The 15,197-nt window shown below is 34.9% G+C and carries 21 protein-coding genes and 1 tRNA gene; all 22 read right to left on the bottom strand.

Going from position 1 to position 15,197, the window contains the following annotated elements; translation table 11 throughout:
• Nucleotides 1-1,047 (bottom strand): phage head morphogenesis protein, encoded by a 1,047-nt coding sequence (locus IGJ20_RS04075; RefSeq protein ID WP_025192301.1) that lies wholly within the window; start codon nucleotides 1,045-1,047, stop codon nucleotides 1-3.
• Nucleotides 1,022-2,494 (bottom strand): phage portal protein, encoded by a 1,473-nt coding sequence (locus IGJ20_RS04070; RefSeq protein ID WP_010716858.1) that lies wholly within the window; start codon nucleotides 2,492-2,494, stop codon nucleotides 1,022-1,024. The genes IGJ20_RS04075 and IGJ20_RS04070 overlap by 26 nt, the downstream gene beginning before the upstream one ends.
• Before the next feature lie 11 nt (nucleotides 2,495-2,505).
• Nucleotides 2,506-3,894, bottom strand: a complete 1,389-nt coding sequence (gene terL / locus IGJ20_RS04065) for a phage terminase large subunit (protein WP_029657337.1) — start codon at nucleotides 3,892-3,894, stop codon at nucleotides 2,506-2,508.
• Nucleotides 3,887-4,606 (bottom strand): terminase small subunit, encoded by a 720-nt coding sequence (locus IGJ20_RS04060; RefSeq protein ID WP_010716856.1) that lies wholly within the window; start codon nucleotides 4,604-4,606, stop codon nucleotides 3,887-3,889. The genes terL and IGJ20_RS04060 overlap by 8 nt, the downstream gene beginning before the upstream one ends.
• Nucleotides 4,607-4,620: 14 nt before the next feature.
• A complete protein-coding gene (locus IGJ20_RS04055) occupies nucleotides 4,621-4,851 on the bottom strand; it encodes a hypothetical protein (RefSeq protein WP_010711272.1) in 231 nt (76 codons plus the stop codon).
• A gap of 125 nt (nucleotides 4,852-4,976) precedes the next feature.
• Entirely contained in the window at nucleotides 4,977-6,173 is a 1,197-nt protein-coding gene (locus IGJ20_RS04050; protein ID WP_375345018.1) for a site-specific DNA-methyltransferase, read from the bottom strand.
• Between the two features lie 3 nt (nucleotides 6,174-6,176).
• A complete protein-coding gene (locus tag IGJ20_RS04045) occupies nucleotides 6,177-6,410 on the bottom strand; it encodes a hypothetical protein (protein ID WP_025188308.1) in 234 nt (77 codons plus the stop codon).
• 374 nt (nucleotides 6,411-6,784) lie between these two features.
• A tRNA-OTHER gene (locus tag IGJ20_RS04040) sits at nucleotides 6,785-6,855 on the bottom strand.
• 562 nt (nucleotides 6,856-7,417) lie between these two features.
• Nucleotides 7,418-7,834 (bottom strand): ArpU family phage packaging/lysis transcriptional regulator, encoded by a 417-nt coding sequence (locus tag IGJ20_RS04035; RefSeq protein WP_002364337.1) that lies wholly within the window; start codon nucleotides 7,832-7,834, stop codon nucleotides 7,418-7,420.
• A 389-nt stretch (nucleotides 7,835-8,223) separates the two neighbouring features.
• Entirely contained in the window at nucleotides 8,224-8,424 is a 201-nt protein-coding gene (locus IGJ20_RS04030; RefSeq protein ID WP_010710727.1) for a hypothetical protein, read from the bottom strand.
• A 182-nt stretch (nucleotides 8,425-8,606) separates the two neighbouring features.
• Nucleotides 8,607-9,116 carry a DUF1642 domain-containing protein gene (locus IGJ20_RS04025; protein WP_126263595.1) on the bottom strand — a complete coding sequence of 170 codons (510 nt, stop codon included), beginning with the start codon at nucleotides 9,114-9,116 and terminating at the stop codon, nucleotides 8,607-8,609.
• A gap of 11 nt (nucleotides 9,117-9,127) precedes the next feature.
• Entirely contained in the window at nucleotides 9,128-9,586 is a 459-nt protein-coding gene (locus tag IGJ20_RS04020; RefSeq protein ID WP_002366348.1) for a hypothetical protein, read from the bottom strand.
• A gap of 52 nt (nucleotides 9,587-9,638) precedes the next feature.
• Nucleotides 9,639-9,863 carry a hypothetical protein gene (locus tag IGJ20_RS04015; protein ID WP_002366347.1) on the bottom strand — a complete coding sequence of 75 codons (225 nt, stop codon included), beginning with the start codon at nucleotides 9,861-9,863 and terminating at the stop codon, nucleotides 9,639-9,641.
• A 12-nt stretch (nucleotides 9,864-9,875) separates the two neighbouring features.
• On the bottom strand, nucleotides 9,876-10,070 hold the full coding sequence (locus tag IGJ20_RS04010; protein ID WP_002366346.1) for a hypothetical protein: 195 nt from the start codon (nucleotides 10,068-10,070) through the stop codon (nucleotides 9,876-9,878).
• Nucleotides 10,071-10,073: 3 nt separating this feature from the next.
• Nucleotides 10,074-10,280: a hypothetical protein gene (locus IGJ20_RS04005; RefSeq protein ID WP_002382586.1), complete on the bottom strand. Its 207-nt coding sequence runs from the start codon at nucleotides 10,278-10,280 to the stop codon at nucleotides 10,074-10,076.
• A 435-nt stretch (nucleotides 10,281-10,715) separates the two neighbouring features.
• Nucleotides 10,716-10,859: a hypothetical protein gene (locus IGJ20_RS04000; RefSeq protein WP_002382585.1), complete on the bottom strand. Its 144-nt coding sequence runs from the start codon at nucleotides 10,857-10,859 to the stop codon at nucleotides 10,716-10,718.
• Entirely contained in the window at nucleotides 10,852-11,613 is a 762-nt protein-coding gene (locus IGJ20_RS03995) for a hypothetical protein (RefSeq protein ID WP_002366340.1), read from the bottom strand. Before IGJ20_RS03995 ends, IGJ20_RS04000 begins: the two co-directional genes overlap by 8 nt.
• On the bottom strand, nucleotides 11,610-12,044 hold the full coding sequence (locus tag IGJ20_RS03990; protein WP_002366339.1) for a RusA family crossover junction endodeoxyribonuclease: 435 nt from the start codon (nucleotides 12,042-12,044) through the stop codon (nucleotides 11,610-11,612). The genes IGJ20_RS03995 and IGJ20_RS03990 overlap by 4 nt, the downstream gene beginning before the upstream one ends.
• Before the next feature lie 8 nt (nucleotides 12,045-12,052).
• Nucleotides 12,053-12,352 (bottom strand): MazG-like family protein, encoded by a 300-nt coding sequence (locus IGJ20_RS03985; RefSeq protein WP_002366338.1) that lies wholly within the window; start codon nucleotides 12,350-12,352, stop codon nucleotides 12,053-12,055.
• A 3-nt stretch (nucleotides 12,353-12,355) separates the two neighbouring features.
• Nucleotides 12,356-13,315: a Lin1244/Lin1753 domain-containing protein gene (locus tag IGJ20_RS03980; protein ID WP_002366337.1), complete on the bottom strand. Its 960-nt coding sequence runs from the start codon at nucleotides 13,313-13,315 to the stop codon at nucleotides 12,356-12,358.
• A 13-nt stretch (nucleotides 13,316-13,328) separates the two neighbouring features.
• Nucleotides 13,329-14,219: a recombinase RecT gene (locus IGJ20_RS03975; protein WP_002366336.1), complete on the bottom strand. Its 891-nt coding sequence runs from the start codon at nucleotides 14,217-14,219 to the stop codon at nucleotides 13,329-13,331.
• 2 nt (nucleotides 14,220-14,221) lie between these two features.
• Nucleotides 14,222-15,163, bottom strand: a complete 942-nt coding sequence (locus IGJ20_RS03970) for a YqaJ viral recombinase family protein (protein WP_002366335.1) — start codon at nucleotides 15,161-15,163, stop codon at nucleotides 14,222-14,224.
• Nucleotides 15,164-15,197: the final 34 nt, after the last annotated feature.

Genomic DNA, 15,197 nt, shown 5'->3' with positions numbered 1-15,197 from the left:
CTATCCTCCTTTCCTATTTAATTTTATTCCCCAATTATTATTAGCGAATTCATCCAATAAATCACCAAACATTTCCTCGTACAATTTATCTGTGTCATCGCTAATTTCAGGAATAATTGGTATTTCAGTACAACGGCAACGTCCATGATACGGTGGATGCCAATCATCTTTAATCTCTTTTCCATGACGTCCACCACAAATAGAACAAACACGCTCATCTTCTGCCGACCAGCTTTGTGTTTGCTTAACACCTACATCCTTTAGCGATTTTCTTACACCTTCTACAGCAAAATGTGAATATTCCGTTCTAACAAGATTTTCAATCGAACGATTAAACTTTCCTTGTTCCAACTTAAACATACCGCTAATAACATCATCGTTTTTCATCGTTCTAAGAGCTTCCACAACCCCTTCACCACTTGCCAATGAATTAATAATGGAATTGCTCAAACGTTGCTCTAGGGTTGATATATTGCCCCATAAACGAGATGAAAATGTTTTTCCACTCCACGGATAGTTCATGATGTTTTCTAGTTCATTCTTAGTTAAACTAGGTGCTGAACCGCCTAATAATTGTATCAACGCATTAGAATTAGAATTGTAGATTCGTTTTGTGATATTCTCTAAGTCGTTATTAAATTTACCGTTAACATCACTGGCTATTGCTTCACCTGCAAGGGTAGAAAAAATGTCTGCTCGTAATTGTAACAAGCGATTAACTTTCGCATAGTCAAAGGATGGAAAATATTCATCAATGAATTGCTTATAAGCTTCATCTGATTCCATCAACTTTTCATAGTTCTTCTCAATATACTTACGGTACTTCTCTTGGTCTCGTTTGCTAAAATCTTCTAGCATCTCACTTTGAGTAATACCGTGTAAATCAGCTTGTGCCAATAACTGTCTTTGAATTTTAACTAAAGCACGTTCGAAAACAGATTCTAGTTCACTAAGAGTTTTCTTTTCCAGTTTCAAGCGTGCTTTGTCTTCTAATTCACGACGTTTTTCCCAGTAGCGTTCACTAGCCGTTGTTTTCTTCTTCATTATCCGCACCGCCTAGCTTGTCGTATTCCCCGCTAGGATAATCTTGACCTTGTTCTAAATTCATCAAGTCCATTTCATAATCTGGGTCTTTAGCAAATGGAATCTGATTAATAATTGTTCGTTTAGATAGAAACGGCGAAAGTTTTGGCAATGCATCAGCAAGATAGCCAATATCTGTTGGCAAACTGCGACTGAATGTAAACACAATTTTAGACACATCTAAATCAAGCTTATCGTTAAATTTAATGAAAGCTGCCATCGTTTCAGCGACTTCTTTTAAACCTTCCCTGAAATACTGCTCTTTTGTATTTGTTTTTGCTTCTAAGGCAATAATTTGCCATTTACGAGCTTCACCAGAAGCGTTTGATTTAAATACCTCATCATTAAAATCAATTGATTTTGTGATTGTATAGAACATTTTTTTTAGCTGGTTTAGATGATACTCGTTGAAATCTTTATTAATATCTTTCGTTACATACCCAACCTTAGCTTGTGGATCTGGTAAGTTAAGGATACCTAATTGATCCATCATTCTTTGTGCTTTTTCTTCATCTAATATTGAGCCGCTAATGGCCATGTAAGCAAGTTTAAACTGTTCAACTTCGTTTTGTTGGTCTGATAAGCTTCTATCAAATGCATCAGAAAGTTCTTCCGCCACTTCAAAATCGCAATAACGATTCGTATTATTTTTAAACTCTGATAGGTAGAACGTTTCTAGCGGGTTTTCTACTTCCTCAATCAATTTAAATGTTCCAGATACACTGACTAAATTAAACTCAATGTATCTGCTATATATGCGTATTCTTTCTTTAGTAATGACTTTCATTTCTTCAAAAAATTTTTTTTGATGTGTGTCGTATTTTTCACGAATAAAGATATCTGCATTTTCGTATTTTTCAGCTTTCCATGGTTCGATATTGCTCGCCCATAATTGCCAACCATCCTTGGTTTTAACAGGTTCTAACAAACGAAAAGCAACACCACAAGCTCCTTGAAACCGAGCTGTGTCAGAATCAAGCATGGCAAACCGCATATCATTCACTAACTCTGTCAGCCGTTCGAACTCTTTTGGTGTTTTGGTGTTTTTTAATGTATTATTCAAAAATAAATCTTTAGCACGTTGCATAATTGATCGTCTCTGCTCTGTAATATCGTAATCCCACTTAATTGGAATACCTGTGAAATGGTCCGCTGCTTGATCGACAATAGTATTGTATAAACCAGCATGAAGTTTATTATTCACTTTTATAATCTTTGTGTTTGGTTTAGGTCTTCTATCGATCTCATTTTGTTCGCTTGTATAAGCTTTGTATTTGCGCTCTCTATCATCAAAAAATGGCTTCATTTCAGTAATAAAATCATTAGGATCGAAAACTTCTTCATTAATTTGTGTAGAATATTTTGTTCGTAATCTTTTATACCGCTTCAAACTTAAATTGTTTTGAAACATTTTCACACCTCCTAATATTGGATAAATCTGACTTGGTTATCATTTGCTAATGTTTCTACAATGCCTGTTACAGCATCTGGTGCATCATCGTGTTTGTTTTTACCTTCCCTTTGGTAGGTCGTCATAGCTTCATAAAATTCTGGCCATCTTATTTTCCAATCTGATGGGAAATACACATTATTTTCTACAAGTGCCGAATTAGAAAGAATACGTGATTGTTTATTTGCCGATTGATGAAACGGCTCGTAATAAGCACCACGATATCCTCGTTCTTTAACAATTCTTTCTGAATTACGAGAAAAACCACGCCCACCAGAGTTAGACTCAATGCGGACATGGTTTACTTGGTTATTTTTAATTTGTTCAGCGTGTGCTGTTTCCGTTTGTTCCATTGGTTCTTTTGTAAATAGAACATCCAATACTTCTGCTTTATGATCTTCTGTCTCACCAAAAACAATTGAACAAAGATTATCAGCACCAGTGTCTGCTGTATCGGTATAATTCCATATTTTAATGTAATTAGAGCGTGTTTCATATGTTGAAAATTTTTGGTACAAACGACCTTTTAAATCAATCGGTTCTTGTTGATAGTTAGCAGAAGCAATATCTGCACCCATCGTTTTCTTTTTACGGAAATATTCTTCTTTAGAAAGGACAGACTCACAAAGCATGGTGTCTGTTTCTTCGTTATATACTTTCATGCTAATATGCTTTACTTTATAACCAGATTGAGGTAACTCCTTTAAAGCTTTTCCTGCTAAATCATTAGAATGCCACCTAGTCATGATGATTATAATTTTACCGCCTGTTTCTAAACGAGAAAGCATAGTATTGGTAAACCAATCCCAGTGCTTCTCTAAAACCATAGCATTATTTGCTTCTTCGGCATTTTTAATTAAATCATCAATGATGATGATGTCTGCACCAAAACCTGTTGCTGTTCCTGTTGGAGATGTCGCTAGATAATTATTGTACCCACCATTCAAGCTCCACAAATTCATAGCGCCATCACCTGATTTTATTTCTACACCAGGGAATACATCTGAAAATACTATCCTGCCTTCATCAGCTTTAATTTCCTGAATAGCATTCCTCACACCTTTGGAAAATGTTGTAGATAATGTTTCGTTATACGAACCCGTCATTATCTTTTTTTGATTGTCATTTCCTAATAACCATTCTACGAATTTACCAGCAGTTCTTGATTTTCCATGTCTAGGTGGTTCATTGATAACTAGAACGTCATCGTCACTATCATAAATGAATTCTTGTAAATCATCGCATAATTCTTTTAAGTACACTCTATCTTGTTTGTAAAAGTCAGATGCCGTTAATTTGCAATAGTCCCAAAAATAACGACGGGATAATTCTAACTTTGCACCTAAAACAATTTTATCCATCATTTTCAGCTAACCTTCTTAATTCTTCTTCAGATAAGTTAGCAAATGGATTAACATCCACTTTTCCACTATGCTGTATCTGGTCAATTGCTTTAAAACCGCCTCGATCCAAAATATCTTGGAAAATAGATTTTTTTAAATTTTGCAACTTTTCCCATTCTTTAGCATCAAGATAACGAGATTGATGTTTTGATAATTCATTTAGTAACACTACTCTTTCAAGATTCAGTTCAAAATATTCTTTCTTAATAGAGTCGACTTGTTCTAAAAGACTTCTTTTATGATTTCTCATTTCTTTTTTTCGACCATCAATAGCATCTGCAGCCTTTTGTACCTTTTCTAAGTCATTATTGGCTTTAAGCATTTCAAGCTCTAAATCACTAAGCTCGGACTTTATCCTATCGATTTCTATCTCTGCTTCATTATGAGCTTGTATTTTTTCCTCAGTCTGCATTGCTATATCTAAAAGCATAGAAAAACTACGCAATCCTTCGTCTTTCATGCGATTGCGTAGTCTTTTCATTTCAAATTGAATTTTTTGCTTAATGTAAGCATTTGTCAATAACTTATGGGCCTGTTGGCGAGCAGTTTTTTTTGAATATCCAACTTTGATTGCTGATTGCGTTGCATTAAAAGTTTGCAGATAACAGTCAACAAACAAGTCATATCTTTCTTTTGTTTTATTTGATGGTTCTTTTTCATTTCTTGTCATTGACCGCACCTCCTCTAACTTCTAAGTATTTTATCAGCTTCAATAAGTATTTTTAGATCATTCACTGAAGTTAATTTAATTTCACCGTTTTTAAGATTTTTTAACCATTGAGCCATCGTTGCACGTATGATTTTTCTATATTGCTCATAATCTTCGGCATCTTCAAATTCTTTTTCCAATTCTAAATCTAAAATATCAATTTCTTCATGTTCTGCTTTTGTTCCCATTGTTAAAACACCCCGCATTTGATAAAATGCTAAAAGACACAGAGGGTGTCGAAAATCCACGCGTGGGAATTCTCTGTGTCTTCGGGGTATTCGTATCTCGTTGAAGTAGTCGAGTGTTAGCGCACTCGGCTTCTTTTTTTTATTTAATTCAACTTTATAGCTTCTTTGCCTGTAAATTCTTCCCAACGATTAATGATTACATCGACATATTTTGGGTCTAATTCCATCAAATATGCTTGCCTGTCATTTTGTTCACATGCAATCATCGTTGTACCACTTCCTCCAAATATATCTAGTATCTTATCTCCTTTTTTAGAGCTATTTTTAATTTGATAATCGAATAAAGGAATAGGTTTCATAGTTGGATGCTCTTTATTAGCTATTGGCTTATCAAAATCAAGAATAGTGGTTTGCTTCCTATCTCCATACCAACGATGACTTCCATCTTTTTTCCATCCGTACAAACAAGGTTCATGTTGCCAATGATAATCTTGTCTCCCGAGAACAAAAGAATTTTTTAACCAAATAAGTTCTTGTTTCACCATAAATTGAGAATCTACCAACGAATTAACAAAATTAATTACTTCAGATGATGCATACCAAACATAAAAAGAAGCACCTTCTTTTAAATTATCATAAGCTGAACTGAATGCACTTCTTAAAAAATCATAAAATTCACTGGCTGTTTTATTATCGTTCTTAATTTTTAATGCTGCTTCTGTTTTTCCTTCGTAATTTACGTTATACGGTGGATCAGTAATTAATAAATCCGCTTTTTCTCCATCCATCAATAACTCTATATGTGCTTTATTGGTGCTATCTCCACACATTAATCGATGTCTTCCCAATTGATAGATATCACCTAAAGCTGCTTTGGGCTTTTCAGGTAACTCAAATTCAAAACCATCATCTATTGCTTCTGTTTCCAAATCTAGCCGCATATCATACTGATCAATAACCTCTTGGATTTCTTTATCAGTAAACCCTGATATATTAAGTTCGTTCTCATCTAATTCATTTAATAACAAAGCTAATTTATCTTCATCCCACTGGCCAGAAATTTTATTTAAAGCTATGTTTAAAGCTTTTTCTTTTTCGATAGGTAAATCTACAATAGATACTTCAATTTCGCCAATTCCTAAATCTTTTGCTACAGAAACACGCTGATGGCCACCAACTAAATTTCCTGTTCTTTTATTAAAAATAGGCGGATCAACAAAGCCAAATTCTTGAATAGATTGTTTAAGCTTCTCGTATTCTACCATGCCTGGCTTAAATTCAACCCTTGGATTATATTCAGCAGGGCGTAGTTCTGATAACTTCATCTTTTCAATATTCATATTCTAATCCCTCATGTTTCGTTTGATATTTTCTTGAATGTTCTTCTCATCAAAATAGCCATGCCCACAATAAACAAGCTTGCACGCATCAATTTCCTTCGGTAAAGCTTCTCTCGTCATTTCGACAATAGATGCATTCTTCTTTATCTGCACAGACATAACAACACGCATCGAATCAGTTGAGCGGTTCGGCTGTGGATATTTATGTGTTAATGATACATACCAATAGCTTTTCATGTTTTTCTCTCCTAGTTGTTTTTATGTACTTGATTCAACAAATTACTTTTTGCTATACTATTTATGGGTAGCAACTCCTTTTTGTAAATAGCAATCAACAAAAATTGTGCACGAATGCTACCTAGCCACTAGAACCCATAGTCTAGTGGCTTTTTTATGTACGAAAAAAGACCACTCATTTACGTTGAGTAGTCTGCTTTAATTCTTTTTTCAAACGATTTAATTTTCTTGAATCTTCCTGCTTAATGATTTCAAATAACTTAAACATAACAATACCTCCAAACAAAAAGAGGCACTTTTAAGCTAGTGCCTCATCGTGAATGTAGCAGAAACATCTATTGACGATTCTTTTATTTAAGTAGCAAAGCTACCTATTGGCGTGGCAGGAATCGAACCTGCCTCTTATCTCACAATATGCTCGTTGCATCCCAGATGCTACACGCCAACCGAAAGGATTTTTATACTATGCCATTTTTGAGATTGCCTACCACAAACTCAATATCGCTGGCAAGGATTTGCACCTTGCATGATTAGATTTACCCGATGGGCCAAAGCCCTACATACGAACTTATACGTTGTTCCAATGTCTAATCTCACGTACGAGCGTCTACCTGTTCCGCCACAGCGATAAATCACTCACAAATCTGTAGAAAAAAGAGAGAGGAATTACACCCCATTTCTTTTAGTTTGAGAACGTCTGATTTGTGAGTGATCCTTGCAAACTACATAGCGCTATCTTGACAAGTACTTTCGGCGTACGTCTACGTGTAAGCTTCATGCCAAGTTTATTGCAATATTTGCTACCTAGACTAAACGAGACAGAAAGAACTGGACTTTCAACATCCTTATTCTTTATTTTTTATAGGTAGCCTCAAAAGATAAGCGAAACGGAGCTAAGATAGGTAATGCATGCCTTACCATCGTCTCCTTATCTTTCGACACTACCATAATAACATCTAAATATTGATAAAAACCGCCAACTTTCCGCCAAAAAACCGCCAAAAATTTTATTTATATGCAATTATTTTTCCATTCCGATACGCTTCGGCAAATTCGATTAAAGCCTCTGATTTCATTCGTTGAATACTTCTTTCGGAATATCCAACTTCCCTAGCTATCTTGTAATTAGAGTAATGGTCCTGCACACAGAAACTATAATGCAAAATTTGTCTGCTAGTTAGGCTTAATGCCATAAGCGCAGATAAAATTGCGTCTCTTTCTGCTTCTGCATCTGCTAATTGTACTAGCGCATCTTCTGCTTTGTTCCCATGACTTTGGCTTTTAGGCATATCTGTAATAATTGGTGATTTTAAATCTATCAAAGAGCGACCAGCTATTCGCTCTAAACGTCTAAAATTCTTCAACACATTTCTGGCATTCGCTTTTGTTTGTCGAAAATCTACTTCTTTTAGCAATTTAATCAAGTGAAATCGCTCCTTTTGTGGTATAATAACTATGTCGAAAATATTTCTCACAGCCGGAGCAATCTGGCTTTTTTTATTTTCTACTAAATAAACTTTTTACAATACGTACTATGAGATAGTATTTTCAAATACATTTACTCATGATATAATCATATTAACTTTCTTGGGGATTTTATTTCTGAAATAAATTTCTCCTTTTCTATGATAACTGGCGGAAAACAGTTATCGATAGTTCCTGTCTCCACCAGAGACACAATGTCAACCTTATTTGTTGGCACTATTAGCACTTTACTTGGGAAAAGTGCTAACTACCACATTAGTCAGCCATTGGTCGGCTGGCTTTTTGTTTGCAAAAAATCGGCTAGTTATTGTAAAAAAGTTGCAATAAGTTAAAACTCCAATGTAATTGGCCTCCCGTATTTTAAAATTCTCCATTCGCCATCTTTTGTATTGGTTTTATTCATATGATTTCTTTCATCACGAGCTATCGTATAATCGAAAAATAAATCGGCTTGCTCTGCTCCATGTAAGTATTCAACATAAACGCCATCGACTTGCCTTCCTATGATATAAACTTCTGGATAACTCATACGCTGGAACCTCCTAAATATAGCCCTAATCCCAAAATAAACGAGCATGAAAGGAAATAAACGAGGTCACTGCTTGTTATGTCATTGCTATACACGAAATGGCTCACGGTTGCTTTTGCTACAAGAATCATTATTGCAATGCCACTAACTTTATTTATTACTCTTTTCCAGTTGCGTTTCATTTATTCACCATCCACCTTCACAGCAAACGGCCAATAGCGCTCATCAACTGCTTTGATTTCTTGTTCTGTTAACATATCCACCTTTTCCTTACATGTCGTAAAATCAATTGCTCCCGCTAAATTTAAAAAAGTATATCCTGTGTTAGTCGCCCCTTTGTCTGGTAATAAAACGTGATATAATGGTCCCTTCTCGACTTCGTAGCCGTTAGCTAATGCATTAACAAATAAATCTCTGTTCGACTTAAACCACAAAGAAAATTCATCATCGGGCATTGAACTTGAAAAAGAAACTGCGGAACCGATAATGTCTACTTTATCAGACCCCATTGATAAACCTTCTTTGATAAATTCATCGGCACTTTTAGGTAATACAGCTTTTTTCGATTCTTTTAGTTGTTTTGCTAAGCTAATTGCTCTTTCGTTGGCATAGTCAGCACCTTTCAAATAATCAAGGCTGTTTGTAGGAACTTCTAAACATTCTAACTCTTCAATCAATTCTTGTTTATTCATCGCTGATCCTCCTACAACAAACCGCTATCAATCAGCAATACTTCGCCATTTGTTTCAAGATTTTCTAACTGATTTAAAGCTTCTTCTGCACCCAATTCTCCACCATCTTCAATACGACTTTTAGCAAGCATTTTGAACGCTTCGTATTTATCAATTGTTTTCATATCATCCAAAAACTCTTTTTCGTCCTCTACATCGCAAAAAATATCCTTGTAAAGTTTTAAACATTGTTTTTCATCCTCAGCAACGATTAATGCAAAATAAGGTTCTTTAATTTCGTAAAATTTCATGTGTTTTTCCTCCTCAGTTTTTACTCTAAATAAACGACCTTTACCAGAAAACTCATGCGGATTTCCAAATTCATCTACTATATCAAACGTATTATCAAGATAATCAATTGAATCTATTTCAAACCATCTAGGATAACCAACAGAATTATCGTGCAACCATACTTCTATTTTGGGAATCATTTTTCTTCCTCCTCTACAAAATCAATAATTTCAACACCTACGATATAATCTTTCAACGATAAAATGAATGCACTATTTCTTGACAACCGTTTAAAAACTCTTCTAATTGATTGTATTCAGAATCTGGCCAATCTTCAGTAAAATCATTAATATCTGTATAAGTCGTTCCATAACCAGTATCTCTAGTTTCTACATGATTCGTGACCCCTTCACGTTCTACTTCAAAGGTAATTGTTGAAGAATCAAAATCATGGATAAAATTTTTTATATAGATCATTCACTTTCTCTCCTACTCACAAATAATTAAAATGACTCTCTCATCAATAAATTCGCCTTCTTCGTCAATCATTCCAGCTTGCAAATCAACGTCAATTATTTTCTTAAAAAATTCATTGCCTTCACTATTCGATTTCACCATAACTTCAATGTCACCGTATATTTCCTTTAACTCTTGAATTTTTTGTAATACTTCTAATGCATCCATTTTTTATCCTCCTTGTGATAATACTCTGTCATCATCAATAACAAACGCATTGCCTACACTATTCTCTAACAGTTTTCTCATCTGTTCAGCTTCTTCACTAGTAAATGCTTTTGCATCCTCTTTAGGTCCAAAACTGCAATAATTCCCAACAAATTTTTTTACATAGTTTTTATTTTCTTCTTTTCCAGTTAAAACATAGATTAATTTCATAATTAGCCTCCGCTGGTGCCTTTTTATTACATAAAATCAGTTTAGACGTTTTCTTGCTATTTTTCCCTGCAGCTCTGCTTCTATGGTTTAGCCTTCCAGCCATAAAGAAACGTAAAACAGACAAAAACACGCACTGATTTTGCACTTTGCCTTCTTGGATCCACTTCTAAAATAATGACAGCTGTTCTGGTTCAGTAAATGAACTGCTTGTTTTATTTTCCAGAAGTTCCATTGCTTCTTTTAGTATTTCTAATGTGTTTTGCGTTTCTTTTTCTTTTGGTAACTATTCATCATTTCAGGAGTAAAGAATTCTTTATGGTCGACCAAACCTCCACTCCTTTCGTTTATTTCTTCTTTATTTCAGCTAACTTTTTCGCAACACCTTGCCCACTTTTGTTGCATAACGGACAAGGCATTGCTTTCGCATGACCGAATCTATCTTTTTCCCAGACAATCATCTGTCCCTTGCATTTTATGCACGTCATCGTTTTTACCTCGTTTATTGTATGTGCCGTTTGCGATAGCTTTTTCTTTAAGTCGGCGTTTTTTCTTTTTGATTTTAGATTTAGTTTTACCCATTCACTTTGACCGCCTTTGTCAAATCAAATCCTAAAGCGTTTGGATGTCCTTCCACTTCTTCTGGTTTTACATGGTAAACATCTGTTTCGATGTTAAAGCCTCCAACTTCGGCAGCTTTTCTTAACACGTGACCATTCCAGCTTTTTCGATAGCCTGTTTTTTTATTTGCTTTAGGACTTACACAACTTCTTGCACCTTCTGCAGTTGCTTCACACGGCAAAACAAATAACGCTTTGTTTTGTTCGTCTAAATATAGTTGAACCCATTCTGGTTTGTTCAAGCGTTGTACTACTGGACCACTTAAAGCCAGACCGCTTTTTGAGATCGTTAAACATTCCTCTGCTTTCACTCCAAAATTGTTTGAAATAAGTAACGTTGCTGTATTTAAATTAAATTTCATGCGTTTGTTCTCCTCTACTTTGTTATTTTCTTTTCGCTTAATTATGTTTTCTATGCCATTTGCCTTTCGCCAGTTTTGAAATGTGGTTGTTCCCAGTCCGAGAGCTTTCTTAATATCGTTTACTTGATAACCTAAGTCTAATAAGCGCTGGTATTCTTCTTTCGTTAGCTTATCGGGATCTATTTTTGGTAGTGGTCGCTTATCGTTTATAAGATTAGAATTCAGTTGTTTTGATAATCTCTGGACCTCTTCCACGATTTCTGAATTATTCATCCACGATTCATCATCACCAGTCAAAAAAAGAATTCTATGACGAATGGCTCTTTTTGTTTCTCTGAGTTTGTTTTTCGTCATTCCTTTTCCTCCAAACTCATAATTTCAATTTCTGTTCGCTGTCGCATACTGTACAACTTTTGGCAAACCATCACAGCAATTTGACCATCGTTTTTATATAAAATACCTTCGGCAGCATCTGTCACTGCTTTGAAATAGTTGTCTAAATCAGGCTTTTTGTCGCAATATTTCCGCTCTAATTCCACTTCTAAGCGTTTCTGTTTATTGCTTAGAGCTGATTTAGGCGGATGGATATAAAACGTAATATGCGCAAAAATAGCCCCTTTTTCAATCAATTCTGGTTTTACCTTTCGTAGATACGCTTTTACCTTTTGTTTATAGGCTCTCATCGCTCGATCTTCGTACGTTTGAACATAATTTCCACGCCTTGCGAATCTTGGGCGACTTTGTGGCTTTGGTTCAATCGGTAGAATAATTCGCATATCTTCCACCTCGAACCTTACAAATCGGCTTCTTTGACGAATACTCCATTTACCATTTCCCCTTGGCGATTTTTGATTTCGCTATATGCTTGATTTAAGCATTCGTATAAGTCCATGTTATTTTGCATAGCGAGAATAATTAACGTCACAACCACATCACCGATACCATCTCTTAGGTCGTTTTCGTTGTTTCTTGCCAATGCAGCGCCAACTTCTCCGACTTCCTCAATCACTTTCAACATTTGCTTTTCAGGCTCTGCTGTATCTAAGCGCTTTTCTTTCGCCCATTCTTCCACTAATTTAACTAATTCATCCATGTTTTATCCTCCCAACAATTCTTGCATTTGTCTTTCAAATTCAGCTTGTTCTTCTGGCGAAACTTTTTCTTCTTCACCGTTCTCTTGATTCATCCATTCAGGCACCTTTTCTTGCCGAACAGGTTTATTTTGATATTGCTTATTTTGTGTTTTTTTATCTGCTCGTTCTCTCTCGTTATTTAGATAATCAGCATATGTTTTTACACCATTTGCTCGCCAATTTTTCAAAATGCCAGCAAAATAGCTATATCTTCGTTCATTATTTCTAGCACAGATATTAACAGCCTCTTTCAATAATTCGAGGTCTCCGTCGAAATCAGAAAGATCATATTGTAAATCAGTGATATTAACAGGAGTAGCAGGACTTACATTCTGTGAATAATAGCGGATTAACTCCGTTAGCTTTTCTTCACCTAACGGCTCTTCAAAGAATGCTTTTTCAACCGACGTTTCAGGTGACGACGAATTAATGCTACTTTCTGTTTCTTTTTTGTTTACTTTACTTTTATTTACTTTACTTTCCTTTACTTTACTTTGTGCATTAATGTCAGCATTAACTGTTTCACTTTGAGAGTTATTGTTGACATTAACTATATATTTAGTTGGTTTTGGTGTTTTCCGTCTTTTTGTCGCTTCGAAAAATGTCGCTTGGATATTCTCACTCGTAAGCACCTTGACCGAGTCAAACAGTTCTTTATCAAAAAATCCCCATAAGACTAAGCGGTTCACTATTTGATTGAGCATTTCCTTACTTACTCCAGGCAGGCGTTTTAAAAGAGTTGCTTGCGATAAATCATCCCACAAAATGAAATATCCTTTTTTGTATATCGCACAAAGCAGTTTGATTACCGCAAGTTCTCCTTTAATACCAAATTCCCCAGCAATAGCTTCTATTTTTTCGTCTTCAAAAATTCCAACATCAAGAGGAAAATAATCCAAACCTTCTTTTGCAGGTCTTGCCATTACATCTCCTTCTTTACTCTAATGGTGGATTTTTAGTATCAAATAAATCTGTTTGATTCAATGAATCTGAATTAGCTTCATTAATTACTTCTGCTGTTTTCATCGTAGTATTTTCTTCTACTTCCGTTTCGGAAATAATATTTCCATCTTCTTGCATTTGTTGAACTTTTTCATCTGAAGTTGTCGCTTCTTGCATTTCGATGGACAAAATTCCCCATTTTGATAACATATTTCTTAATACTGTTTTACGAGCCATCGCATTATAATCTGTAGCCCAGACACCGCTCAATTTTGTTTTTTCTTTGTCTTTGCTATTTGCAATTCGATGAGCTTCAATTTCTTGTTTGGTCCAATAAACAGTTTTCTTGAAGCCATTTAATAGTTCAAAATATCCAACATATCCAATTACATCGTCTGATTGTCTACCATTTGGATCAAATTCAAATTCTTCCGTTAACCTGTTCCAACTCAGTAACTCTCCTTCGTAGACTTCAATAACATTTAATGCTTTATATTTACCTGATCGTTGAGCCAATTGAATATACCCTTTATATCCTAAAATAAACTGGGCTTTCCTCTCCCATTTGCCAGTCTGCTTATTTTTAGTATTAAATGGTACGAGATAGGCATAACCTAGATTTTTATCTAATCCTAAATTTAATGTAGCAGCTGTTAAAGCCCCGCTTAAGATAGACATTGGCTCGCTTTCTGCCAAGTAGCTATCATTAGAAACTAAAGTCATGACATTTGACATAAAAGCATTAGCATTTTCATGAAGAACTTCCTCAAATTTCCGCTTCATAGTAGGAGTATTCATTAATCCTTTTAAACCTAATTGATTCGCAGGAACTTGTTTTTGATTTTGTTGTGATAATTGATTTTTTAATGTTTCGTTTGTTGCCATTATTACTTAATCTCCTTTTCTATTAATCTTCGTGGCGTAGTAACCATATATATTTCTTCATCTTCTGCAATTTGAGGATATTTTTCAGCAAACTTTTTACTGTTCAATCTTTTAGTAGGTATTTCCTTCCACTCAACAATATGTTTTTTGGTAATACCAATGCTTGCATTTCTTTTTCCCAATTCGCTTTTTATTTCATTTTCAATTTTTCTAATAGCTACATCCAACTCTTTTTTGGTTTTCTTCATTTCATTTTTTTGATCTATCAATTCATCGAATGAAGCAGGTAAAGTGGTTTGCGTTTCTTCTATGTCGCTATACTTATCCTTTAAAAAGTCAGCTGTTGCCTTACTTCCGTCAATAATAGGTTCAATGCTTTTGATTACGTTGTTTTCCCAAAAATTAACTAATTGCTCGGTCAGTACATCGATTAATTCTTGATCACGTTCTACTCGTTTCCAAATAAATTTCTGACCACCAATTAAAACTGCAATATAACAATAGTCTTTATTCAAAACATTCATATAATGCTGAACTTGGCAAAGATAACTCAGCGGCACTTCGTTTCCTTCCCATTCCTTCGCTAAAAATTGATTTGCAGTTTTGCATTCTAGAATGGCATTTTCTCTAACCACTTCTCTATCAATATTTGCTCTTAAAAAAGGATGGAGCGAATGTTCGAAGACTTGATTTCTACGACGAACTTTTTTTCCTGTTCTTTCTTGGAACTCTTTCGCAACAACTTCTTCTAAAACATTTCCCCAATAGGCTGGCTCGCTTTCTGTATCTTTCAACTCAACTTGACCTGTTTTCTCTAGCCATAATTGATAAACTGATTTATATTGATTCAAACCTAAGATTGTTGCAACGTCTGATCCACCTATACCCTTTAAACGATCTAATAACCACTCATCGTGAGTCATTTCAAGCGTTGATTTGCTCATCGTACTTACCTCCTTGTTCTCTTTTTGTTCGTAT

Source organism: Enterococcus sp. DIV0294 (assembly GCF_050558155.1).
Taxonomy (GTDB): Bacteria; Bacillota; Bacilli; order Lactobacillales; family Enterococcaceae; genus Enterococcus; species Enterococcus faecalis.
Note: the sequence above shows the minus strand (reverse complement) of the source record. Positions and strands in the feature narration are given on the sequence as shown.